Below are 22,713 nucleotides of genomic sequence, written 5' to 3' on the forward strand. Positions count from 1 at the left end.
CCTGTACCCCAGCTGTTGACGCGCGACGCCGAGGCGAAGCTCAACCGCCAACTCGAGGCGTGGAAGAGCGCCCTGGTCGCGGTCGACCGGCGTCAGCGGCTCGTCTACTTCAAGCACACCAAGTCGGCGTCGCTCGAGGTGCAGCCGAGCCGCCTGTCGAACCTGTGGGAGGCCCTGGGGTCGGGTGACGTTGCGGTCCGAGGAACCGCGGTGCCGGGGGAGGAGTCCGAGCACCGGCCGCTCCCGCGGGACGGTCGCGTCGTCGTCGAGGTGACCAACAAGTCCGAGAAGGACCTACCAGCTTCGTTGCGGCGCCTCGACCAGGTCAGCCAGCAGACCTTCGCGGACCGCGGGTTCTGGAGCCTGTACCTCGGCATCGGGTTCCTCTCATGGGTCGACGCGGACGACAAGCCGGCCGAGAGCCCCTTGCTCCTGCTGCCCGTGCGGCTCAGCCGAGCCGGCGATGCATCACACTGGACACTCGCCGCCACCGAGGACGACGTGGTCCTCAACCCGGCACTCGGTCTGGTGATGGAGCAGCTGTTCGGCATCGCACTGCCGCCTGCGGACATCGACTCGACGGACGTCGAGGGCTACCTACAGCAGGTGGCAGCCGCCGTCGCGGGCGACCACCGGATGCAGGTCACCCAGCGCGCCGTGCTGACCACGTTCAGCTTCCACAAAGAGGCCATCTACCGAGACCTCCAGGAGAACGGCGCGACGGTCCTCGCCGACCCGATGGTCCAGGTGCTGGCGCTCGGTCCTGACGCACCTTCGGGCCAGGACTACGCCTTCGACACCACGATCTACGACGACGTCGACCGGGTGCTGCCACCCGAGCAGATGATGTCAATTCTGGATGCGGACAGCACGCAACGGCGCTGCATCATCGCCGCTCGCGACGGCAAGAGCTTCGTGATGGACGGCCCGCCGGGAACGGGCAAGAGCCAGACGATCGCCAACGTCATCGCCGAGTTGATGGCGGCGGGCAAGTCGGTTCTGTTCGTCAGCGAGAAGGCCGCCGCGCTGGACGTCGTCCGCAACCGCCTGACAGCAAAGGGACTTGACCCGTTCATCCTGGAGCTGCACAGCCATGCTGCGACCCGCAAGCAAGTCGCGGGTCAGCTCCACTCCGCCCTGACCAAGCGGACTCGGGTGTCGACCGGCTTCAGCGGTGCCCAACGCAGCTCCCTCGTCGCCGACCGGACGCAGCTCACAGCGTTCGCAGCCGCGATGAACGAGCAGCGGGAGCTCCTCGGGCAGACCTTGTTCCAGGTCCTCGGCAGGACGACCCAGCTGGCCGCCTACACGGGGGTCACCGTGCCCTACAGGGAGGGATGGCTCGACCTACGCGAGCACGAACTCGCCGAGATCCGCGATCGGGCGGTACGGCTGAGCCGTGTCTGGGATCCGGTCACCGCCGGTCCGGACTTCCTGTGGCGAGATCTCGACATCGTGCCGGGCTCCCGGGTCGACGTCGATGACCTGCAGCGCAGGGCGCACGCCGCCGCGGCCGCAGGATCGTCGCTCGTCGACCTCGTCGACGCGGTGGACACCGAGATCGGTCGAAGCTTCCCGCGCTCGCACGACGCGGTGCGCCGTCGAATCTCCCTCCTGGCGCTGGCTGAGCAGCGTCCGCGCCACGCCCTCGTCGAGTGGTTGTGCCTGGACGGTGCAGCCCTGAGCGAGAAGCGTGCCCGTCTGACGGCGCGCAAGCAGGCTGTCGAGGAGTTCATGGCTGCTCAGGCCGAGCTGGAGCGCACTGCAGGTCCGCGGCACGGGGCCCTGGAGAGCGAGCTCGTCGTCCAGACCGAGGGGCTGCACGACGACGGCCGGTTCGGCTGGGCGGTCGGCGACGCCGTGGTGGCGAGCGAGGTCGCACAGCTGGTGGCCTGGTTGACGGCTCTGCCGCCGAGGCTGGTCGAGATCGATCAGCATGCCCGTCGACTCGGGGTGGATCTGGGGTTCGGAGCGGATGGGCCCAGCCTGGAGGTCGCGCACCGCCTCGCCGACCTGGCTGCTCTCGGCACCTCGGCGGCGCGCCCGCTCAACGAATGGTTCAACCCGCACCTCCACGCCGCCCTCGCCGAGTCCGAGGCCGTGCTGAGAACTCTTGTCGTGACTGTGCGCGAGAGGCGAGCGTCCATCGACGAGGTCTTCACGCCTGCGGCCCTCGAGCTGGATCTCCATGCCCTCCATCGCCGGTTTGCTGAGTCGCACACAGGATTCGGTCGTTTCTCCAGCCAGGCCCGGGCCGACCGCAGGGCGTTGAAGGCCGTGACGGTCACGGGGAAGGCCAACGCCGACGTGCGGGCGCGACTGGAGGAGGCGGCTGCGTGGCAGCAGGCAGAGCGCGCTCTGTCGCACGGTGAGCAGGACCGCGCGGCGGGCCTTGGCTCATACTACCGAAGCGTCGACACGGACTTCGACCGCGTCAGCGCCGCGTTGGAAGTTGCACGACGAGCCGTCCAGATCGCGGGACGTGACCTCGACGTCCCCGCCCTGGCCAACCAGCTCGGCGCTCACGGGCAGCCGGACCCGCTGCTGAGCACGATCGGGACCGAGCTCAGGAACGCCGTCGCGCAGCTCTGGGGCGAGGTCCACCAAAGGTTCGGACAGTTCACCAACCATCTGACCGGCCTGCGGGTCGTCGATCTGGCCACGTGGGCGGAGGGCCTCGCCGAAGCCTTGCGCCCCGTCCAGCAGGCGTCCGACCACGTGGCCACGATCGTGGGTCGTGATCTGTCGCTGGCTGAGGTCCGGAGCATCCTCGTCGAGGCTGCGGACCGGGACGCCACGAGCTCCGCGATCCTCGAGGCCTTCGATGCGGACAGGGAAGAGCTCGGTCCTGCCTACGACGGGATCGACACCGATTGGGCCGGCCTCGGGGGGTGCCTCACCTGGGCGGAATCGGTGCGAGCGCTGCTCGGTGGGAAGGCCGAGCCCGTGGTTGCGCAATCGCTCGACTCCCTCACCATCACCTCGGCCGAACTGGAAGGACGGCTGACGGCGTGGAGTGAGCACCGCCCGCTGCTGGTCGAGGTCTTCGTCCCCGCTCGCCGGCGAGAGCTGACCGACGACCTTGCATCCGACCTCGTAGCAGCCGTGGAGCTGCTGCAGGAGATGGCGGACACAGCACTCAACCAGGTGCCTGTCTTCGAGCAGTACACCCGGCAGCGGGCGTGGTTCGCCGTCAAGCTGGGCAAGGTGGTGGATGAGATCGTCGACCAGGCTCGCCCCGCCGATCAGGTCGCGCCGCTCATCGAACGAGCGGTGCTGCTGGCTTGGGTGGACGCCATCGTCCGGTCGGACGACAGACTGGAGCGGCACACTCCAGCAGACAGGGATGCCCTGGTCGAGCATTTTCGAGGCCTCGACGCACAACTGGTCGAACAACGCTTCGCTGACGTCGTAGACGCGTGCAACGCACTGCGACCGGCGTCCCTCCACTCGCCAGCTGCGGGGATCATCCAGCGGGAAGCGATGAAGAAGTCCCGCCACAAGCCGATCAGGCAACTGATCAGCGAGACGGCAGGACTGCTTCGCCAGCTCAAGCCGTGCTTCATGATGAGCCCGCTGGCCGTGTCCCAGTACCTGCCCGCCGACATGCGGTTCGACGTCGTCATCTTCGACGAGGCCTCACAGGTGCTGCCGTGGGACGCCATCAACTGCGTCTACCGAGGCTCCGCGCTGATCGTCGCCGGCGATCAGCGGCAGCTCCCGCCCACCAACTTCTTCGGTTCGACGGACGACGACGTGGCCGAGGACGACGAGTCGGCGCCGGACTCCTTCGGCTCGGTGCTCGATCTCGCCAAGGCGGCCGGGACCATTCCCAGCCTCGGGCTCGACTGGCACTACCGGAGCCAGCACGAATCGCTGATCACGTATTCCAATCACCGCGTGTACGAGGGCCGGCTGCACACCTTCCCGGGCGCAACGTTCGCAGCCGACGACCTGGGCATCGAGAGCTTCGTGGTCGAGGGCATCTACCAGCGGGGGACGACGCGGGACAACCCCATCGAGGCCGAAGCGGTCGTGGACAGGGTCCTGCACCACGTGGTGCGGAACCCGAGCCTGTCGATGGGTGTCATCACCTTCTCGGCCGCCCAGGAAGACGCAGTGCTCGCAGCCCTCGAGCGGCGGGCGGCTGACGAGCCCGTCCTGGGTCAGCTGCTCACCCAGACGGACCGCCTGGACGGGTTCTTCGTGAAGAGCCTCGAGAACGTCCAGGGCGACGAGCGGGACATCACCATCTTCAGCGTCGGCTACGGCCCGGACGCCGACGGCAAGTTCACGATGAACTTCGGCCCTCTGAACAAGAAGTCCGGCTGGCGCCGTCTCAACGTGGCCATCACACGTGCCCGTCGCAAGGTAGAGGTCGTCTCGTCGTTCCGGGCCTCGCAGATCACCAACGACGAATTCCCTGCCCCGGATCCGGACCAGGGAGGGATTCCCCATTTGAAGGCCTACCTCGACTACGCGGCCCGTGGGCGAACGGCCCTCGCAGTCAGTGCCGTCGACGGCGACGCCGCACCCGAGAGCCCTTTCGAGGAGGACGTGCTGGATGTGGTGCGGTCGATGGGGTACCAGGCAACACCGCAGGTGGGAAGCGCTGGCTACCGCATCGACCTGGCGGTGACGCATCCGGAGCGACCGGGTGAGTACGTCCTGGGTATCGAGTGCGACGGCGCCCAGTACCACTCCGCGAAATCAGCGCGTGATCGGGACCGTCTCAGGCAGCAAGTCCTGGAGGGCCTCGGGTGGCGGATGCACCGCATCTGGGGTCTCACCTGGGTGCGTGATCGCAACGGATCAATCCGACGTCTGAAGGCCGCCATCGACGCTGCGGTGGCTGATGAACCAGTTCCCACCGTGCCCCAGCCGCGAGTGTCGGCACCGGTGCAGGTCATCGAGGAGGAGATCGACTTCGATGCACCTCCGGCGTGGGCCGTGCCGCTACCGAGCGCAGTCGGCTACGGGCGCACGCGTGGTGAGTTCAGCGGCTTCGCGCCCGGTGCGGCGGAGTCCCGACCGGCGCTGCGGGCCTACATCGAGCGGGTGTTGAGGGCCGAGGCCCCGATGCACCGGGACCGGCTCTTAGAGCTCCTGAGGACGGATTGGGACATCGGCCGAGCGGGTGCCCTCATCCAGGGCAACGTGGATTGGGTGCTGTCGCGTGTCCAGGTCGACGGCCTGCGCGTCATCCGCGATGACCGGGACTTCCTCAGCATCTCCGGGCGGACCGCGGAGACCGTCCGCGTCCCGGCCGACGACGATGCTGTTCGGAAGGTCGGCCACGTCCCGCCCGCCGAGATGGATCTGGCGGTGACGCTGCTCGTGCGCGATGCGGGTGTCATGACCGACGAGGCAGTGCTGGCCGCTGTGCGGAACCTGTACCGGTGGCGTCGAGCCGGCGCAGACATCCAGTCCGCGGTGTCCGCCGCGGTCTCGCGCGCGGAGACGGCCGGAGCAGTCCATCGCAGGGGCACCGACTTGATCGCGGCGGACCCGGCAAGGGTGCAGTCCGGCAATTTGACGCCGTCAGCCGCGATGCCTCACCGCCGGGACGCTGCGGATGCGCTGCCCGACCCGGCTGAGGCTTTCCGATCGAGGATCGCTTCGGGTGTCGCTGCCGCTAACCCATTGCTGAACGAGTGGTACCGCGAACGGTTGGACGCACTGGGTGCGGTGGACTTCGCGAAGTACATCGTGGGCCGGTCGGAGCCACTTCGGCTCCTGCGGCGGCTGGACCAGGAGGACATGATCGAGCACAGCGTCGAATGGGCTGTCGTGGACCCCGACTTCGCATCGCTGTTCTCCCGTCGGGAGATTGCAGTCGCCCGGCAGCGCCTGATGGACCTCGGCTACGAAGAGGAACGGTGAGCTTCTGTGATGTACCGGTGCACGTGTGACCTCGGCCGCAGATCGAAGAACGGGCTTCGCGCCCAAGTGGGACCCCGACGCTCGTCCGTCCCGGCCGCGCCGTCCGGACGGCCGGGATAGGTTGGCGCCATGCCCGGTTATCCTCGAATCCGTCGACAGAGCATCGCTGTATTCGGTGAGTCAGGTTCGGGGAAGACCGTTCTGGTCTCCTCCTTCTTCGGGCCGACGCAAGAAGGTTCTTTCAAGAACGACCTGTGGGACGTCGTGGCGCAGAAGGCGGGGCAGGGCAACCGCCTCTACCAGAACTACCTGGGGATGCGGGACAGTTCGACTCTGCCGTCGCAGACCCGTTTCGCCAACACTACGTACGACTTCGCGATCAAGCTGAAGAACGACAACCAAGAATCACAGAGCAAGCGACCCTTCGACGAGCTGCACCTGGTCTGGCACGACTACCCGGGTGAATGGTTCGAGGAGGACCCGGACAGCGAGGAGGAGCGTCGACGTCGCACCGACACGTTCAGGACCCTCCTCAGCTCCGATGTCGCGCTGCTGCTCGTCGATGGCCAGAAGCTGCTCGACTATCGAGGTGAAGAGGAGCGGTACCTCAAGTCGCTGATCGGGAACTTCCGTCAATCGCTCGTGAGACTGAAGCCCGACCTGCTGGGGGACAAGGGTCCGCTCGTCGAGTTCCCACGGATCTGGATTCTCAGCTTGTCGAAGTCGGACCTCCTCAGCGAGTGGGACGTGGACAACTTCCGCGACCTCCTCATCCGCACTGCAGCAGACGACATGGACAGACTCAGGTCCGCGATAGCCGATCTGGTCGAGGCGCCGGAGGCGCTGTCCGTCGGGGAGGACTTCATGCTGCTCTCGTCAGCCAAGTTCGAGCTGGGGGCTGCCCAGTCAGGTGGTCCGGCCATCGACGTCACCAGTCGTGTCGGACTAGACCTCATCCTCCCCATCGCTTCTCTGCTGCCTCTGGAACGTCGAGTGCTGTGGGAGGAGCGGATGACCCTTCCGCGCAAGGTGGTCGACTCCTTGGCGGACGGTGCTGATGTCATCGCTGCCGCTCTCACCGGAGCGAAGTTCTCGGGCGTGGACAAGCTCCTGAAGAAGTTCGCCAAAGCCGACAAGCGTGCAGATTTCCTCGCGAAGGTCCTGCCTCTCTTGGCGGCGGCGGTCAAGGTCGCTGGCCCAAAGTTGAAGGAGGTGAACGAACATGCCCGGGCCCAGAACCAGCACCTCCGCGCCATGCTGACCCAGTTCAAAATGGATCTGGAGCAGGGGGTGGAGGACCGCATCCTCAGGGCACAGAAGTGATGCCCTCGTCCCCACTCGCCGAGTGCGTCATCTGGGCCACGCGGGGACACACCTGGGGGTTTCGGTTCCTCCTCGGCGCAGGGCGCGGTGACCCACTCCACGACTACGAGCTGGCCTTCAGTGGACTAGGTGATGGGAATCAGTTCGTACCTGGTAAGGCGCGGGTTGCCTTCCGGATCGACGATCCACTCAGTCGCAGGGACGCGTCCGGCCGGATCATTCCGCACGAGTTCGTCCTCTACGACGATTGGGCCGAGTCGATTGATTCGATGGAGGCAGGGATCGAGCGCATCTGGCCCTGCGTGGAGAACATCTACGCGGATGTCTGGGCGATGGAGCGCCCTCCTCAGCGATCCGCCATCCGGCATCGCCTCTGACACTCAGCCGCAGGTCGTCTCAGCGTCCAAATTCCGTCAGGACCCGTTCGCGGCGTTCGGCGCGCAACCGCGTGCGATCGTCGTTGTCATGCTGCACGAGTAGATGACATCCGTTGGTGGTGCAGAGCTGCTCAGAGCGCTCGCGCTCCACCCTGTGAAATGACCGCCGTCATGGATGAGCGATGGGTACCTGAGGAGGATCTGTGACTGGTCACGTATTCGTCGTCCGCAGCAGCATCGAGGGCATCGTGTGCGATGACCTCGTCGTCTCCACAGATGGCCGGGGGGCCACCGGCGTTCGCAGGTCGTGGTGGCCTGCGTTGGGGTGGAGGTCCGAAGCGGATCGGTCAGCCGCACGACCGGAGGATGCACAGGGGCGATGGACCCGACTTGCGTCGGGTACCGGCGGCGAGCCAGGGCGGTGGCTGCTCGCCGTCGGGTCTCGAGGAAGTGCAGGGCCGTCCTGGGTCGCTGATGGCGTCCGCGAAGTTCTGGATGCCATCGCTTCTCAGGGCGCCGAGCACCTGACTCCCGCGCGACCGAGGAGGGTGGCGGTACCCGTCTTCGGGGTGGACGGCGGTGGCCTCGATGGTCAGCGCGGTGAAGTGGTCGGGGAGCTGCTGAAGGCATGCCAGGACGCAGCCGAACTGCACGGCCTGGACGTGGTCATCGTCGCGAGAGCGGCCTCCGACTACTCAGCTCTTCAGTCTCTCCGGCGCAGTGCTCCTGCGCGGGGACTCGCCGAGCACCTCCAGGAAGATGCTCGTCGACTGGGCGACCTGGCACGGCGCGGCCAGCTCGCGCTCTTCATGGGAGCCGGGACAGGGGTCGCTGCGGGTCTCCCGCTCTGGAATGGTCTGCTGGCGCGCTTGGCCGAGGACGTGCGCCTGCCTGGTGGAGCCGGGGCCCTCGGCCGCATGAACCCGCTGGACGCCGCCGAGGTGCTGCGGCGAGCATTCGGCAAGTCGAGCGGCGAGACGCACTCGCTGGGTGAGCGGGTCGCCGACGTGATCGGCACGCCGGCTCGGTTCGCGCTCAGCCATGCACTGCTCGCTGCCCTGGATGTCGCCAACGCGATCACCACGAACTTCGACGACCTCTATGAACGCGCCGTCGAGAGCGCGTCCGGCGCTCGGCCTCGAGTGCTGCTCCCGAAGGGGGAGCAAGCAGAAGGCGACTCGGGACGGTGGCTCCTCAAGCTGCACGGGGACGCCAGCGAGCCGGACACCGTGGTCCTGGACCGTCGATCGTTCGTTCGTTACGACGCCGAGCAGCGCCCGCTGGCCGCGGTCCTGCAAGCAACGCTGCTGACCCGCCACCTGTTCGTGGTCGGCGCCTCCATGAACGACGACAACGTCATCAGGCTCGTCCACGAGGTGGCGGTCCTGAAGGAGAAGCGCGGTGGCAAGGCCGAGCTGGGCACCGTTGTGACACTCCAGGACGACCCTCTCTCCGCAGATCTGTGGGCGCCGGAGCTGCGCTACCTCTCGGTCGGTGGCGCCGCACCCACCGAGGAGACGGATGATGAACGCACGGCCCGGATGGTGGGCGCGGCCCGGGAGCTCGACGTCTTCCTCGACCGCGTCGCGCAGCACGCAGCGCGTGGCACTGCCACCCTGATGGACCCGAGGTACTCGGCACTGATCCGGGACGACGACGAGCGCAAGACGGCCCAGAAGCTCGCACAGCTGCGTAGCTGGGTCGAGAAGTGGGCGACGTCCGGTCAGCATGCCGATGAATGGCGCGACGTCCTGAATTCCTTGGACTCAGCAGGAGGAATCTCCGCCAAGCCCTAGGCGGCGAGCGCGGCGCCCTTGAAGACCTGGTCCGTGTGCCACGCGACGTGCACAGGCGCGGGAAGAGGCGTGCCGGGGCGAGCAGACAGAGGGCGGCCATGGAGCCCGTAGACCTGTCGGCCCGCCTCGGTCCTCGCCGTGAAAGAACCGGAAACCGTGACCTGATGGCTGTCGTCGAGCCCAAGAATGCCTCGGTCGAACAGCTTGTGGTGGAGCATGCACAGCGCCAACCCGTTGTCCAGGTCATCCGGACCGTCGAAGGCGAACCAGCGGACGTGCGCCGCCTCCAGCCCGACCGGGACGCCTGCGACCTGACCGTCGTAACCGCAGAAGGCGCACTGACGGTCCCAGGCGTCGACGACGGACATCCGCCACGTCGAGTCCCGCCGACGAGGGGTCGACGGCGGGAGGATGGACGTCTCCACCAGCTCGGCGAGGCCGGCGGCGGTCAGGACGTCGTCGGAGATGGTGGCGGGGAACTGGCTGTCCACGAGGAGGCGAGCCAGTCCGGCGACGGCGGCCGGGGTCGACAGGAGGTGCTTCTCGATGTCCGGGACGAAGGCCCCGGTGACCCCCTCCCGACGAAGAGGCCCGACCGAGTCCATGACGACGTCACGGTCGAGCTGCCAGACGGCGTCCGTCCGGAGCCGGGTGAACGGGTACGCGGCGCTCTGTGCGGGCGATGTCCGGGAAGCCGGACCGAACTCGGCAATGAGCTCTGCGAGTTGGGTCTCGGCCACTGACCACGGCACCGCCGAAGAACCGGTCGACTGCAGTCGACCAAGGGCGAGCAGAACCAGCAGCGGCTTGTGGGGCGACCGGGTGCCGTCGCGTTGGTGCTGTCTCAGGCTGCTGAAACGTCGGAGGACATCAGCGGACGTGGCCGTCATTCTCCCGACAATGAAGCGATGAGGGCGTCGTCGCGAACGGCTTCAATGCCCAATCCCTCGAGCGCGTCGACGAGCACCTGCTCCCGCGCCGGGTCGATCTCGAGGTAGTCGCCGTTCAGCGTCGTCGTGACGCGTCGTGCCCCCACGGGCGGCGATCCCAGCGCAGCCCACGCCTCGTCGTCGGCCTCTGCGAACAAGTCCAACGTCAGCGCGGTCGGCATGGGTGGCCAGTCACCGTCCTGAACGGCGCCAGTGTCGTTCCACGAGTAGGGCGACTCCGGACTGAGGTCTTCGTCCTCCATCTCCTCCACGCTCTCGGGCGCGCCCGGCACCCACGTCGCCTTGAGCTCCCGGTTGAGATCCATTGCCTGACCGACAGTGGTGCATTCCTTCACCCGCGCGATTGCGTCGCTCAATGCCTGTGCGCGCTCCCTGTCGATGACACAGAGCGATTCGTGCAACGGGTAGACCCCGTAGACAACAGAGCTCGGCCGTGCGTCACCCGTCATGCCGCCCAGGCAATCAGAATGGTGACCTAGCTGACAAGCGGTCGTGTTCGAACGGGTGGTGCCAGACGCAGTTGGTCAGGCCTGGACCCCCGCCGCTCGCAGCAGCTGAGCCAGCCGGCCAATCTCCGACGCGGCGGGTGTGGTCGTGAGCGACGCCTGGAGATGGGCCCACATGTCCTTCATCGTCAGGAAACTGAAGGTGCACCCGTCCAGATGCTTCGCGATGGTCGGGTCCACCGACCAGGCCTGCGCGGCAACCGTCGGATCACCCGATCCGGGACCCTTCAACGCCGTGACTGCGATGGAGTAGTGGAAGTCGCGCTGCCCCGTCGCCATTTCGACCTCGTTGCGGAAGGCCTCTGACCACTCAGGCTTCCAGAGCTCGCGGAAGTGGTGCCAGGTTGCTCGCTTCGGGTTGGCCTTCTCTCCGCGCAGCTCGGCGAGCTTCCCCGTTGGGGAGAAGCCGGCCTGCCAGGCCTTGCAGGACACCACGCGGACTCGATCGGGCCCCGAAAGGCTTGGGTGGATTCCGATGACGTCTACATCGCTCGCCACTGAGTGCTGCTGCGCCACGTACCCCGAGAAGGTCTTGGCCGGCCGAAACTTCAGGTTGTGACGGGTGAAGTAGCCATTGAGCTGCAGGTAGTCCTCGACGACCTGCTCCAGCACGTCCTCCTTCACAGGTGTTCCTCCCACATCGGGCCATCGGACTCTGCTCGGGCGCCGCCCACGGGGAGGGACGAGCCGACGTTCCGTCCGACCTGCCAGAGTTCACACGCTTCGCGGAGCGCCCTCACCTCACCAGGCATAGCTCGCCACCAGGCTGCGGATCTCGGCGAGGTCGCCGTCCAGCTCGCGGCGGGTGTCCGCCGTCCAGGCCATGGCGAGGGCCTCGCAGATGTCCGTCGCGTCCTTCAGCTCGGCCATGGTTTCCTCGTAGCCCTCGGGGACGACCATGGACGCCAGGCCGTCCTTCGCGTGGGTCTCGACCTTGGCCTCGTAGCGCTCACCGACCCACCGGCGCAGCAGGTTCAGCGCGGCGGTCGGGCGGCCGTAGATGTCCTCGCCGCCGGATTTCTGCAGCTCGCGGACCACAGCGGTGGCCAGGACCGTCCGCTGTTCGAGCAGGTCGATGGCCTCGAACCGTTCGACCGCACCCGCCTGTGATGACGCAACCAGTCGCATGTCGTCCTCCCCGTGTCAGTGCACGCGCTCGAGCGCGGCGGTGAAGCTGTCGTTCCACCGGCTCAGGTGCGGCCACCTGGCTGCGACCGTGTCCGTCGCTTGCTGCGCGGTCAAGCCCTCGCTGCGCCGCAGCCACGCCCGCAGCACGAGCCCGGTCCGCGACTGGCCGGCGTGGCAGTGCACCAGCACCGGCCGTCCCTCGGCTCGCAGTGCCTGGATGTCGTCGAGGACGTCGGTCAGGACGGCGTCCAGCTCGCTGTTGGCGTCGTCGTCGGTCAGGTAGGCGAAGCGCTGCACCGCGTGGCCGAACGGTTCGCCGACGCGGCACAGCGAGACCACGGCGAACTCGCGTGAGCTGTGCCGGGCGCCGTCCAGGTCGCTGGCCCACACGCCGTCCGCGACCTCGACCGGCTCGATCCGGGCGGTCGCCGACGGCTGGTGCCGGGTGAACCGGGACCCGGTGAGCGCGGCGGCGAGCGCGTGCAGGTCGGTCAGGTCCCAGCGCCGGTCGCCGTCCCCGGGCACCCGGCCGTGCACGACCGACGTCCAGCGCATCGGGATGCCCGCGATGCCGAAGACGGCCCCGGCCAGCCCGCCGGCGACGGCGGCCACCGTGTCGGTGTCCCCGCCCAGGTCGATCACCCGCCGCATGACCTGCGCGAACGACGTCGCCCCGCGCAGCGCCCACACGGCCTGGCCGAGCGTGGGCCACACGGCGCCGTTGGTCTCGGTCGCGTCGGCTGGCGTCCAGTCCGGCGCGAGAACCGTCGCCCAGCGATCGCGGTGCTGCGCCGGGACGGCAGCGAGCGCGTCGTCGATGGCGGCGAGCGGGTCGCCGCCGTCCAGCGCGACGCGGACCAGCTCGTGGAAGACCGCGCAGCCCTCGCCGGCGGACGGGTCGCCGTGGGTCAGCGCCGAGATCCGGCGGGCGTTGTCCATCGTGGCCTCCCGCCCGTGCGGGGCGAAGAAGACCGCGGCGGGCGTCGTCCGCATCAGGGAGCCGTTGCCGGCGGCGTGACCGGACCGGGCGAAGTGCTCGCCCGCGGCGCGGTCCCACGGCAGGCCGGACCCCAGGACGGCCCGGGTCTGGTTGCCGATGTCCGGCGGGTTCGCGGCGGCCCAGCGGCAGAACCGGTCGAACACATCTGCCTCGTCCAGCCCGCCGCGCTCGACCAGGGACTGCGCCAGCAGCAGCGCCATCTGGGTGTCGTCGGTGAACTCACCCGGCGCCCACCGCAGCGCCCCGCCACCGCACATCTCGGTCGCAGCACCTCGAGCGTCGGTCGGGAACCGGGCGCTGAACTGGCCGCCGCGGCCGAACTCGAAGGGCGCGCCGAGGGCGTCACCGACCGTGGATCCGATGACCGCGCCGGCGACGCGGTGGGAGCGGGGCATGGTCATGACGCCTCCAGGACGGGGTGGGTGAGGTCGATCGCGGTCAGGTGCGCGGTGCGGTCGCGCCAGCGGACGTCGTCCACCCGGACGCGCCCACCACCACTGAACCGCCGTCCGGCGCCGGCGCCGCGGACCGGCACCAGGTCGGTCGCCTGCACGCGCTCGGCGAAGCCGCGGGCGAGGGCGGCGGTGGTGCGGACCTGCGGTCGGCCGAGCGCGTCGAGGACGGCAGCGTCGAGCAGCGCCGTCCAGTGGGCAGCGAGGGCGCGGCGTGAGCCGAACAGCTCGAGCGAGACCGGGCGGCCGGCGATGCCGATGAGCACCCCGCTCTGGCCGGCCAGCGGAGCGAGACCGTCGACCAGGCCGTGCCCGCGGGACCGATCGAGCCGGTCGAGGAGGGAGTCGGTGGGGGAGGGGCCGGCGACGGCGCCGTAGCCGCTGACCCGCCGCCAGACCTCGTGCTGGGCGTCCGCGCGCTCGAGGTGCGGGCGCAGTGCGACGGGTGCACGACGGGCCCGCCGACGGTGCTGGGCGTCGCCGCCCCAGCGGCCCTGCTCGACGCAGAGCACCGGGAGCACCGTGGGGACGGTGGGCTCGAGCACCGTGGTGGCGGTCAGCGTCCGGTTCTGCCAACCGCCCTCGAGCAGCTCGCCCGCCAGCAGGAGCGCCGGCCGGTCGGCCCGGTTGGTGACGACGAGCTGGTCGACGGCGGGGGACCCGGACCGCTCGGCGACGTCGACCGCGGCCGAGGTCCCGGTGAGCAGCCCGGTGAGGGGTGGGGCGTCGGTCCAGACGGGGAACACCGTGAGCGGGCCGCGGTGCGTGCCCTGCCCGACGTGGATGCGGAGACGAACCATGGTGACCACCCCGTTCGAGTAAGCGCTATTCTGCGCTAATCAAGGAATAGACGGGTTCTGCGCTAATGTCAAGCGTGTGTACCGGGACTCGTCAGGCAAGGCCCTCAGCGACTACGAGCAGCCGTCGGTGGCGGTTGACACGGCCGTCCTCACGGTCGGGCCGTCGTCTCGGCTCGAGGTCGTGCTGGTCCGGGGGGAGGGGACCTGGGCGCTGCCTGGCACGTTCGTGCACGCCCGGGAGAGGCTGGCCGAGGCGGTGCAGCGCAGCCTGGTCGACAAGGTCGGGCTGCGGGGGCGGTCGCCGGCGCAGCTGCAGGTCTTCGACGCACCCGACCGCGACGACCGCGGGTGGGTGCTGAGCGTCGCGCACGTGGACGTCGTCCCCTGGGTCAAGCTGGCACCGGTGCTCCAACGACGTCCGGACGACGTCGCGGTGCGGCCGTGCGCCGAGGCGCGGGGGTTGGCGTTCGACCACGACGCGATCGTCGAGTTGGCCGCCGAGCATGTCCGGGCCGGCTACCGCGAGCGGCCCGACCCGGCCGGGCTGGTGACCGAGCCGTTCACGTTGCGGGAGCTGCGGGTGATGCACGAGGCGGTGCTGGGCGGGCTGCCGTACTCGGCGGACACGTTCCGGCGGTCGATGCTGCCGTTCCTGGTCGAGGTGCCTGGAGTGCGGGAGGGGACGGTCGGGAAGCCGGCGCAGCTGTACCGCCGGGCCTGACCCCGATGGGTGCGCCCGTCCGGCCGGACGGCTGAGATGTCGTACCAGTGCGCCACGATCGAGTCATGGCAGCCGCACCCGACGCCCGCCCCCACTCGCTCGTGAAGATCGTGGGCGGTGACCGCGCGCACCTGACGTCGTGCGGCCACCTGTTCGGCAAGGAGGTGGTGCCTGCTGCCGGCGAGCAGGTCTGCGATCTGTGCCAGCGCGAGATCGACGGGTTCGGGCGGACGAGCTTCCCCGACCTCGATGCCGCCCTGCCGGCCATGGGGGTGTCCAGCACGGACTGGCCCGCGGTCAAGACGGCACTATCGGGAGTGGCTCACGACGAGGTCTTCATGCCCTACAGCCGCAGCTACATCGCGCTGAACCGCAACGGCCAGGGTGTGGCGTGGGTCGGGAAGAACTACGTGGACGTCGCCGGTGGGACGCGGACGGAACTGCCCGGCTACGCGAGCGGGCCCCGCGGAGGGACCGTGACCGCGGAGCCCCGTTACGGCGAGGTCTGCGGGACCTGCTTCATGACCAAGCCGGTCGGGGGCACGCACGACTGCTGGTGACCTCCGTGCGCCGGTCCTCGCTCCGACGAGAACTGTCGGACCCTCGTGCGACGGTGCGCCTCCGGTCGTCGCGGGGGCGGCCAGGACGGGGGTCTGCCGGGTGGACGAGGTCGGGGTGGTGTGCGGGCGGGTGTGCCCGCGCTGCGGGGTCGAGGACGCCGTCCCGGTGGTGCAGGGGCTGCCGGACGCGGCGCTGGCCGCGGCGGCCGACCGCGGGTTGGTCGTGCTCGCCGGCTGCATGGTCGTCGAGGACCGCGGCGCGTTCCACTGCCGCGCCTGCTCCTACGAGTGGGGCTCGGTCGACGACCCCACCACCGACGAGCAGCACCTCGCCGACCTCCTCGGCGTCCCGTACGACGACGTCGTCCGCGCCATCGGCACCGGCTGGCGCCGCGTCGGCGCCGACCTCGCCGACGTCACCTGGTTCCTCAGCGGCGAGCCCACCCAGGTGGCCGTCGGTGTCGCGGCCGGGATGCTCACGCTCGCACCCGTCAGTGCGGTCGACGACTTGTCCGCGGCGTGGGAGGCCGGGCGGTCATTCACCCGGGACGACGTCCTCTGCTCGCCCGAGTGGCTGGCCGAGGCGGCCGAGGAGTTCGCGCGCGCCCGGCGCCGCACTTTCCGCTGGTGCGGGCGCTGCCGCCGTCCCTTCGCGCCGGAGGACTTTGCCGGGTACCGCGGCACCTGTGTCCCCTGCGCCGAGCGCACCGGCCGGGCCAGGTGACGGACCTCCCGAGCCGGCCGAGCGCGGCTGAGATGCTGTCCGGAGGAGTTCCGGAGTCGACGGGGGAGCAGGCATGACGGCGCGGACGTACCCCGCGGAGCCGCAGTTCGAGTCGAGGGCCGAGGAGCTGTTCGTCGATGCCCTGCGCAGCCAGCTCCCCGACGACGCGGTGATGATCTGCAACCAACGCTTCACCGACCGGACCGCCGACCGCGAGGCCGACGTCATCGTCGCCTGGCCCGGCCACGGCGTCGCCGTCCTGGAGGTCAAGGGGGGCAGCGTCTCCCTGCGCGACGGCCAGTGGTGGCAGACCGGTGGCGCGAGCAAGGCCATCCACCCGGTCGACCAGGCGCTGAAGTGCAAGTACGCCCTGCGTGACTACCTGTACCGCGCGCCGCGGTGGTCCCGCGGCAACCCGCGTCTGGTGCACCTGGTCGCGCTGCCGACCACCACGCTGCCCGAGGGGTTCGTCGCGCCGGACGCGCCCCGCTGGGCCGTCATCGACAAGTCCGAGATGTCGCAGGCGGCAGGTCGCATCGCCTCGGCGCTGCGGCAGGCGGAGAACCAGCCCGAACCGCCCACCGCCGAGGACGTCGAGCTCTTCGTCGACTGCCTCGTCGGCACGCTCATCCCGCAGGCGGACCTCGTCGCCCAGCTCGGTGAGCGGGAGGCCGCCGTCGAACTGCTCACCCGCGACCAGGCGCGCCTGCTGGACTACCTGGACTCGCACGACCGGGTCGAGATCCGCGGGGGAGCGGGGTCGGGGAAGACGTGGCTGGCTGTGGAGAAGGCTCGCCGGCTGACCAGTGAGGGCAAGCGGGTGGCGCTGCTCTGCTACTCCCGCGGGCTCGCCGAGTTCCTCCGTCGCCGGGTGTCTGCGCTGCCGAACCCGCGGCACCGGCCGGCCTACGTCGGGGAGTTCCACGAGCTCGGCATCGCCTGGGGTGCCGAGCGCGGGGACGACGACAACAGCCCGTACTGGGAGCAGGAGCTGCCGCAGCAGATGGTCGCCCGCGCGGCCGAGCTGCCGGAGGCCGAGCTGTTCGACGCGGTGGTCATCGACGAGGCGCAGGACTTCGACCAGGCCTGGTGGCCGGCCGTGCTCGCCGCCCTGCGGGACCCGGACAACGGCTGCCTGTACGTCTTCTCCGACGAGGGCCAGCGGGTCTTCGTGCGGCAGGGGCAGTCACCCGTGCCGCTGGACAGCTACGACCTGGTGCAGAACCTGCGCAACACCAAGCAGATCGGTGGCACCTTCTCCAGCCTGACCACGGGCCAGATGAAGCTGCTGGGCGGCGACGGCGTGCCCGTCCGGTTCGTGCCCTGCGCGACCGACGACGCGCAGGACGTGGCCGACGACGTCGCGGTCGAGTTGCTCGACGCCGGATGGCCGCCGGACTCGGTCGCGCTGCTCACGACCTACCGGCGGCACCCGGTGCAGGTCGAGCGGCAGGCAGCCGGGCAGGACGCCTACTGGGAATCCTTCTGGGACGGCGAGGACCTGTTCTACGGGCACGTCCTCGGGTTCAAGGGGCTCGAGCGGCCGGCGGTGGTGCTCGCGGTCAACGGGTTCCGGGACGAGGCGCGGGCGCGGGAGATGCTCTACGTCGGGCTGTCCCGGGCGCGGGACCTGCTCGTCGTCTGCGGGGACCTCGAGCTCATCCAGCGCGTCGGCGGCGATGCGGTGGCCCATCGGCTGAGGGGTACGCCGTGACGTAGTCAGCTCGTAGGACGAATGGGCCGATGTGAGATGAGTGCAGTACGAAAGGGGACCCACGTGAGCCGTCTCGTCACTTACTACAGCGAGGAGCCCGTCAAGACGAAGGGTCGCGTCGAGATTCAGCAGCAGCAGATGTCCGACGCTGTGGGTCTGCGGTCCGCTGACGGAGCGGTACGGCCCGCGTTGGTGTACGTCGAGGTCGTCAGCGAGGCCGGTCCATTTCTGGTTCCGTTCGGTGATTACGACGAATGGTCACTGCGCGACCGCTACAACGAGGCCATCCGAATCATGAACACGCTCGGGGCCTCCACCATCGTGTGCGAGACGTTCGGTGAGGTGACCGTCCGGCGCAACATCCGCGCGAGGGTTCTGGGGCGTGGTGGTGAGATGGCGCAGCAGCGAATCGAGAACAGCGGCTTCGACTTCCAGCACGATGGTGCGGGAAGTGCCCCGCGTGATCCCCGTCCGCTGCGATGGCCGGACGAACCCGGTTTCGCTGCCGCCGTCAGCAGCGTTCTCGACAACGGCGCCAGGGACGTCCAGATCAACATCAGGAGCAATCGCACCTACGCCCTGGACGGCTCGCTGGCCGGGGAGTTGCGCAAATGCGGTCTCGATCTGGGTGGCGCATCTCAGCGCACCGGAGCAACTAGCCTCCACATCAGGGCGACCTTCCCACCGATGAAGCGTGGCTGGGTCTAGGAACGATTCTCGACAACCCTTGTGGGCGCCATCTCCGCGTCGGACGTGGGGCAGGTGCACCTGGTCGCCGCTCCAGGTCGTGCGGGCAACGCCGTCCTCCTGCAGTGCAGCCAACGATCCTGAAAAATCGAGAACGATCAGGACTCCGAGCGCCCCACCCTGAGGTGCTCGAGCACAGTCGGGACGTCCACGCCCGTGTCGGCGACGGCGGCCAGCAGCTGCGCGTTGTCGGCCCGCCGGGACGCCAGGTCGAGCTCGCGGATCGCCACGGCGCTCACCGACGACCGCTTGGACCGGGCGATGGCCCGCAACCGGGCGAGGACGTCGTCGGGGACGTTCCGCTGGTACCAGGTCGCCATGTCGCGATCATCCACAGCGACGCGGCGGCCGGCAATGAACCCCGTACGGCGCGGACGATGGCTGCGGAGACGTCGACCGGGTCCTCGTGCTCCCAGAAGCGGAGCACCGTCCAGCCCATGCCCTCCAGCTGCGCGGTCACCGACAGGTCGCGCAGCTGGTTGGTCTCCAGCTTCACCACCCACCGGGCCGAGTTGGCCCGCGGCAGGTGGAAGTGCTCCGGGCAGCCATGCCAGAAGCAGCCGTCGATGAACACCGCCAGCTTGATCCGGGTGAAGGCGATGTCGATGGACCGCCGGCGCTGACCCGGCACCCGGTACGCCACTCGGTAGCGGAGCCCGGCCGCGTGCAATCGCCGGCGCACCGCCATCTCCGGCCCGTTGTCCCGCTTCCGCACCCGCCGCATCCGCGCCGACAGTTCGACCGATGACGATCCGGGGTGCGGTGGGGGAGTCGGCACGGCCGCAGGGTGCACCCCCTGAGGCCGGAGGTCGACGGCGTGCAGCTGACGTGGGGACAGTCCCTGAAGATGTGGAACACAGAGACGTGCTCCGGTTGACTCGACCTGGACGGGAGTCCGCACAACGCTGGAGGTGGGTCGAGACGGTGGACGACCAGGAACGCGTGGTGCACGGCCTCGACCTGCCGGCCACCACGGAGCCGGGGGCCACCCATCGGAAGGCGGTCCAAGATTCCCGCGCGCATCGACGGCAGACTGCTGCGCTCGACGCGCTCGCGGCCATCGAGCTCGACCGGGATGCGTCGATGCTTCGGTCCTCGTAGACCTTCCGCACCTGTGAGAGTCCCCGCTCGGCGTGTGGACACCGCCTCCCGCGGTCACTGCCTCTGAGGATCCGCAGACCAGAGGGAGCGAACAGGTGACGGTGCAGTCGGTGGCAGTGCTCGGGCTCGGCACGATGGGCGGTGCGATGGCGCAACGGCTGGTCGACGCCGGCCTCGACGTCCGGGTGTGGAACCGCAGCCCGGAGAAGGCCGAGAAGTTCGGTGACCGGGCGGCCTCGTCCGCCGCCGAGGCGGCCGAAGGCGCGGACGTCGTCCTCACCATGCTCTTCGACGCCGACTCCGTGCGGTCGGTCGCCGACGACGTCCTGCCCGCGATGCGCGAGGGCGCCATCTGGATGCAGTCCTCCACCACCGGCCCCGACGCCGCCGAGGAGTTCGCGAAGCGGGCGGCCGGCGCCGGCGTCCGGTTCATCGACGCCCCCGTGCTCGGCACTAAGGCCCCCGCCGAGCAGGGCAAGCTCACCGCCCTCGTCGCCGGGGACGACTCGGACATCGACGCCGTCCAGCCCGTGCTCGACGCCGTCTCCGTCAAGACGGTCCGGGTCGGCGCACCGCCGAAGGCGTCGGCGCTGAAGATCGCGGCCAACGCCTGGATCGCCACCGTCACCGCCGGCATCGGGCAGTCGCTCACCCTCGCCGACAAGCTCGGCGTCGACCCGGCCGACTTGCTGTCGGCCATCGAGGGCAGCGCCGTGGACACGCCCTACCTGCAGATGAAGGGCAAGGCCGTCATCGGCCGCGACTTCACCCCGTCCTTCGAGGTCACCGGCCTGCTCAAGGACGTCCGGCTCGCCGCGCAGACCCCCGGCGTGGACCCGACCCTGCTCGACGCGCTGACCACGCTCTACTCCAACGCCGCCGACTCCGGCCACGGCGACGAGGACATCTCAGCGGTCTGGCACGCCTTCCAGCGCTGACGGGATGGTCTGGACGTCCCGCGCCACCACGGCCCGGGCCTCGTTCTCCACCTGCGCGTGCAGGCGGTGGAACAGGGCCTGGGCCGCCTCGCCCGGCCACGGCGTCGGCAGCAGCTCCAGCGGCAGGTAGGGCTCCTGCCGCTGCGCCAGCCGCCACTCCTCCTGCAGCGCCAGCTGCCGGCCCAGCGGGTCGGTGAACCGGCGGTCGGCCTCCCCGCCGTCCCACCGCGCGCAGAAGCGCTCGTACCGGCGGGCCAGGCCCTGCACGTCCCACACCTCGCGCAGCATCGTCGCCGGGTCCAGGTCACCGGTCGTCCGCGCGACGAAGGACCGCACGTGCGCCGCGGCCTCCAGCCCCGCCAGCACGGACGGGACGTCCGGGGTCGCCGGCGCCGCCCACAACCCGCCCTGCAGCGGGCCGAACCCGGCCCACAGCAGCCGGGTCCGCAGCTCGTGCCGCTGGCGCTGCCAGGCGTCGGGCAGGTTGAACGCCAGCAGCGTCCACATGCCGTCCCAGTGCCGGTTCACCGCTCCGGTCCGCCAGATCCGGGTGTAGCCGTCCTCCAGCACTGCCACCGACTCCGGCGTCAGCCCCAGGTACACCGACCGGCCGTGCCGCCGGTTCACCAGCCGGCCCCGCTTGACCATCCGGGCGACCGCCGAGCGGGTGGCGTGGGGGGACACCCCGACCCGCCCCAGCGCGTCGATCAGGCTCGGCGTCGCCACCATCACCGGCCGGCCCAGCACGTGCGCGCCGAAGAAGGTCAGCACCAGGCTCTCCGGCCGCAGCACCACCTCGGCGTCCACCGGGCCGCCCGCCGGCTCGTTCTCCTCGACGTCCATCGGCGACATCTTCACCCGCCGTGCCCGCACCCGTCCCGGGCGACTGCCCCGGACGGGTGCGGGCACCGGGATCAGGGCGCCCCCAGCAGCTGCCGGATCTCCTCCGCCTGGTCGGCCGGCACCTGCTCCGGGCGGACGAAGTCCTCGGCGTCGGAGCTGAACGGCGAGATGTCCCCGGTCAGCTCGTTGAGGTAGGTGTTGCCCTCCTCGCTGAGCACGTAGTTGGCGAACAGCCGGCCGGCCGCCGAGCACGGGCTGTCGGCGGTGACCCCGACGGCGATCTCCGGGCCCGTGGTGGGCGAGAGCTGGGCCAGCTCCACCGGCGCGCCGGCGGACTTCAGGTTGTTCACGATCGGCGTCACGCCCGGGAAGCCCAGCGACCCCTCACCCGCGGCGACCGCCTGGGTGGCCGGGACCGCGGAGTTGTACCAGGACGGCTGGTTGGCGGCGACCGCCTGCAGGAACTGGTCGCCGTAGGTCTCCCGCATCAGCTGCCAGAACGCCACGTTCGCCGGGGACGACGTCGGCTCGGCGAACAGCAGCTCGCCGCTGAACGCCGGGTCGGCGTAGGCCTCCCACGAGTCGGGCGCCTCGGAGACGAGGTCGGGGTTGTAGACCATGGACGTCGGCACCAGCTGCACGATCGGGGTCCGACCGTCGTCGGCGGTGAAGCCCTCGGGGAAGTCCCCCGGGAAGGCCGGGATGTCGGCCTGGTCCATCGGGGTCAGCCACCCGTTGTCGTAGGCCTGGCTGTAGAACGGCGAGTTGGTGAGCAGGATGACGTCGGCCGCCGGCGCCCCGGCCTGCGCCTCGGTGGAGAACCGCTGCGTCAGGTCCGCCGAGACCAGCCGCACCACCGACACCGGGATGTCGTACTCGGCGGTGAACGCATCGGTCAGCGTCTGCAGCGCCGCCTCGTCGGGCACCCCGTAGAGGGTCAGGCAATTCTCCTGCTGCGCCTCGGCGACGAGCTGGTCGAGTTCTTCGCTGTCGGCCAGCGTCGGGGCGGCGACGTCGGAGGTCGGTTCCTCCGAGCCGCCGCCGCAGCCGGCGACGAGCAGGAGCAGGGCGGTGGCGGTACCGAGAGCGGCGGTGCTCCGGCGGGTGCTGCGCATGGGGTGTCCTTTCCGGGATGGACGTGCAGGGGTCC

At 69.7% G+C, this 22,713-nt stretch carries 20 protein-coding genes; 10 read left to right on the forward strand and 10 right to left on the reverse strand.

Features of this window, described 5'->3' with window-relative positions; translation table 11 throughout:
* Positions 1-15: 15 nt before the first annotated feature.
* The 3 genes from NH342_RS01510 to NH342_RS01520 all read left to right on the forward strand — a co-directional run bounded on the left by NH342_RS01510 (position 16) and on the right by NH342_RS01520 (position 9,379).
* On the forward strand, positions 16-5,883 hold the full coding sequence (locus NH342_RS01510; protein WP_253010552.1) for a DUF3320 domain-containing protein: 5,868 nt from the start codon (positions 16-18) through the stop codon (positions 5,881-5,883).
* Between the two features lie 129 nt (positions 5,884-6,012).
* Positions 6,013-7,206 (forward strand): ATP/GTP-binding protein, encoded by a 1,194-nt coding sequence (locus tag NH342_RS01515; protein ID WP_253010554.1) that lies wholly within the window; start codon positions 6,013-6,015, stop codon positions 7,204-7,206.
* Positions 7,207-8,131: 925 nt separating this feature from the next.
* Entirely contained in the window at positions 8,132-9,379 is a 1,248-nt protein-coding gene (locus NH342_RS01520) for an SIR2 family protein (protein ID WP_253010556.1), read from the forward strand.
* Here the strand turns inward: NH342_RS01520 and NH342_RS01525 are convergent.
* The 6 genes from NH342_RS01525 to NH342_RS01550 all read right to left on the reverse strand — a co-directional run bounded on the left by NH342_RS01525 (position 9,376) and on the right by NH342_RS01550 (position 14,215).
* Positions 9,376-10,269, reverse strand: coding sequence for a phosphorothioated DNA-binding restriction endonuclease (locus NH342_RS01525; RefSeq protein WP_253010558.1), 894 nt, complete (start codon positions 10,267-10,269; stop codon positions 9,376-9,378). The genes NH342_RS01520 and NH342_RS01525 overlap by 4 nt on opposite strands.
* On the reverse strand, positions 10,266-10,730 hold the full coding sequence (locus NH342_RS01530) for a hypothetical protein (protein WP_253010560.1): 465 nt from the start codon (positions 10,728-10,730) through the stop codon (positions 10,266-10,268). The genes NH342_RS01525 and NH342_RS01530 overlap by 4 nt, the downstream gene beginning before the upstream one ends.
* Positions 10,731-10,853: 123 nt before the next feature.
* Positions 10,854-11,459 carry a hypothetical protein gene (locus NH342_RS01535; protein ID WP_253010562.1) on the reverse strand — a complete coding sequence of 202 codons (606 nt, stop codon included), beginning with the start codon at positions 11,457-11,459 and terminating at the stop codon, positions 10,854-10,856.
* 117 nt (positions 11,460-11,576) lie between these two features.
* Positions 11,577-11,963 (reverse strand): hypothetical protein, encoded by a 387-nt coding sequence (locus NH342_RS01540; RefSeq protein ID WP_253010564.1) that lies wholly within the window; start codon positions 11,961-11,963, stop codon positions 11,577-11,579.
* Positions 11,964-11,978: 15 nt separating this feature from the next.
* Positions 11,979-13,364 (reverse strand): ADP-ribosylglycohydrolase family protein, encoded by a 1,386-nt coding sequence (locus NH342_RS01545; RefSeq protein ID WP_253010566.1) that lies wholly within the window; start codon positions 13,362-13,364, stop codon positions 11,979-11,981.
* On the reverse strand, positions 13,361-14,215 hold the full coding sequence (locus NH342_RS01550) for an ARPP-1 family domain-containing protein (protein WP_253010569.1): 855 nt from the start codon (positions 14,213-14,215) through the stop codon (positions 13,361-13,363). The genes NH342_RS01545 and NH342_RS01550 overlap by 4 nt, the downstream gene beginning before the upstream one ends.
* A 127-nt stretch (positions 14,216-14,342) precedes the next feature.
* Between NH342_RS01550 and NH342_RS01555 the strand changes: the two genes are divergently transcribed.
* From NH342_RS01555 to NH342_RS01575, 5 genes are all read left to right on the forward strand, one after another.
* On the forward strand, positions 14,343-14,936 hold the full coding sequence (locus NH342_RS01555) for an NUDIX domain-containing protein (RefSeq protein WP_253010571.1): 594 nt from the start codon (positions 14,343-14,345) through the stop codon (positions 14,934-14,936).
* 65 nt (positions 14,937-15,001) lie between these two features.
* Positions 15,002-15,496 carry a hypothetical protein gene (locus tag NH342_RS01560; protein WP_253010573.1) on the forward strand — a complete coding sequence of 165 codons (495 nt, stop codon included), beginning with the start codon at positions 15,002-15,004 and terminating at the stop codon, positions 15,494-15,496.
* A gap of 100 nt (positions 15,497-15,596) precedes the next feature.
* A complete protein-coding gene (locus NH342_RS01565) occupies positions 15,597-16,220 on the forward strand; it encodes a hypothetical protein (protein WP_253010575.1) in 624 nt (207 codons plus the stop codon).
* Positions 16,221-16,293: 73 nt separating this feature from the next.
* Positions 16,294-17,934, forward strand: coding sequence for a nuclease-related domain-containing DEAD/DEAH box helicase (locus tag NH342_RS01570; RefSeq protein ID WP_253010577.1), 1,641 nt, complete (start codon positions 16,294-16,296; stop codon positions 17,932-17,934).
* Between the two features lie 63 nt (positions 17,935-17,997).
* Positions 17,998-18,642, forward strand: a complete 645-nt coding sequence (locus NH342_RS01575; RefSeq protein ID WP_253010579.1) for a hypothetical protein — start codon at positions 17,998-18,000, stop codon at positions 18,640-18,642.
* 137 nt (positions 18,643-18,779) lie between these two features.
* Here the strand turns inward: NH342_RS01575 and NH342_RS01580 are convergent, their stop codons facing one another.
* Both NH342_RS01580 and NH342_RS01585 read right to left on the reverse strand, forming a co-directional pair.
* The gene (locus tag NH342_RS01580) at positions 18,780-18,920 is read right to left on the reverse strand and encodes a hypothetical protein (protein ID WP_253010581.1); all 141 of its coding nucleotides are present in this window, start codon (positions 18,918-18,920) and stop codon (positions 18,780-18,782) included.
* Positions 18,917-19,405: a very short patch repair endonuclease gene (locus tag NH342_RS01585; RefSeq protein WP_256479151.1), complete on the reverse strand. Its 489-nt coding sequence runs from the start codon at positions 19,403-19,405 to the stop codon at positions 18,917-18,919. The genes NH342_RS01580 and NH342_RS01585 overlap by 4 nt, the downstream gene beginning before the upstream one ends.
* A gap of 200 nt (positions 19,406-19,605) precedes the next feature.
* Between NH342_RS01585 and NH342_RS01590 the strand changes: the two genes are divergently transcribed.
* On the forward strand, positions 19,606-19,782 hold the full coding sequence (locus NH342_RS01590) for a hypothetical protein (protein WP_253010585.1): 177 nt from the start codon (positions 19,606-19,608) through the stop codon (positions 19,780-19,782).
* Positions 19,783-19,814: 32 nt separating this feature from the next.
* Positions 19,815-20,720, forward strand: a complete 906-nt coding sequence (locus NH342_RS24010; RefSeq protein ID WP_308200591.1) for an NAD(P)-dependent oxidoreductase — start codon at positions 19,815-19,817, stop codon at positions 20,718-20,720.
* Here the strand turns inward: NH342_RS24010 and NH342_RS01600 are convergent.
* Positions 20,691-21,563 (reverse strand): PaaX family transcriptional regulator C-terminal domain-containing protein, encoded by an 873-nt coding sequence (locus NH342_RS01600; RefSeq protein WP_253010589.1) that lies wholly within the window; start codon positions 21,561-21,563, stop codon positions 20,691-20,693. The genes NH342_RS24010 and NH342_RS01600 overlap by 30 nt on opposite strands.
* A 71-nt stretch (positions 21,564-21,634) precedes the next feature.
* Positions 21,635-22,678: an ABC transporter substrate-binding protein gene (locus tag NH342_RS01605; RefSeq protein ID WP_253010591.1), complete on the reverse strand. Its 1,044-nt coding sequence runs from the start codon at positions 22,676-22,678 to the stop codon at positions 21,635-21,637.
* Between the last annotated feature and the right edge of the window lie 35 nt (positions 22,679-22,713).

The sequence above is a fragment of the Klenkia sp. PcliD-1-E genome, from assembly GCF_024124375.1.
In the GTDB taxonomy this organism is placed as follows: Bacteria; Actinomycetota; Actinomycetes; order Mycobacteriales; family Geodermatophilaceae; genus Klenkia.

Coding starts and splice junctions, on each gene's coding strand:
- NH342_RS01515 (WP_253010554.1), top strand. CDS start 6,013: ATGCCCGGTTATCCTCGAATCCGTCGACAGAGCATCGCTGTATTCGGT.
- NH342_RS01525 (WP_253010558.1), bottom strand. CDS start 10,269: ATGACGGCCACGTCCGCTGATGTCCTCCGACGTTTCAGCAGCCTGAGA.
- NH342_RS01540 (WP_253010564.1), bottom strand. CDS start 11,963: ATGCGACTGGTTGCGTCATCACAGGCGGGTGCGGTCGAACGGTTCGAG.
- NH342_RS01545 (WP_253010566.1), bottom strand. CDS start 13,364: ATGACCATGCCCCGCTCCCACCGCGTCGCCGGCGCGGTCATCGGATCC.
- NH342_RS01550 (WP_253010569.1), bottom strand. CDS start 14,215: ATGGTTCGTCTCCGCATCCACGTCGGGCAGGGCACGCACCGCGGCCCG.
- NH342_RS01560 (WP_253010573.1), top strand. CDS start 15,002: ATGGCAGCCGCACCCGACGCCCGCCCCCACTCGCTCGTGAAGATCGTG.
- NH342_RS01570 (WP_253010577.1), top strand. CDS start 16,294: ATGACGGCGCGGACGTACCCCGCGGAGCCGCAGTTCGAGTCGAGGGCC.
- NH342_RS01585 (WP_256479151.1), bottom strand. CDS start 19,405: ATGCGGCGGGTGCGGAAGCGGGACAACGGGCCGGAGATGGCGGTGCGC.
- NH342_RS01600 (WP_253010589.1), bottom strand. CDS start 21,563: ATGGACGTCGAGGAGAACGAGCCGGCGGGCGGCCCGGTGGACGCCGAG.
- NH342_RS01605 (WP_253010591.1), bottom strand. CDS start 22,678: ATGCGCAGCACCCGCCGGAGCACCGCCGCTCTCGGTACCGCCACCGCC.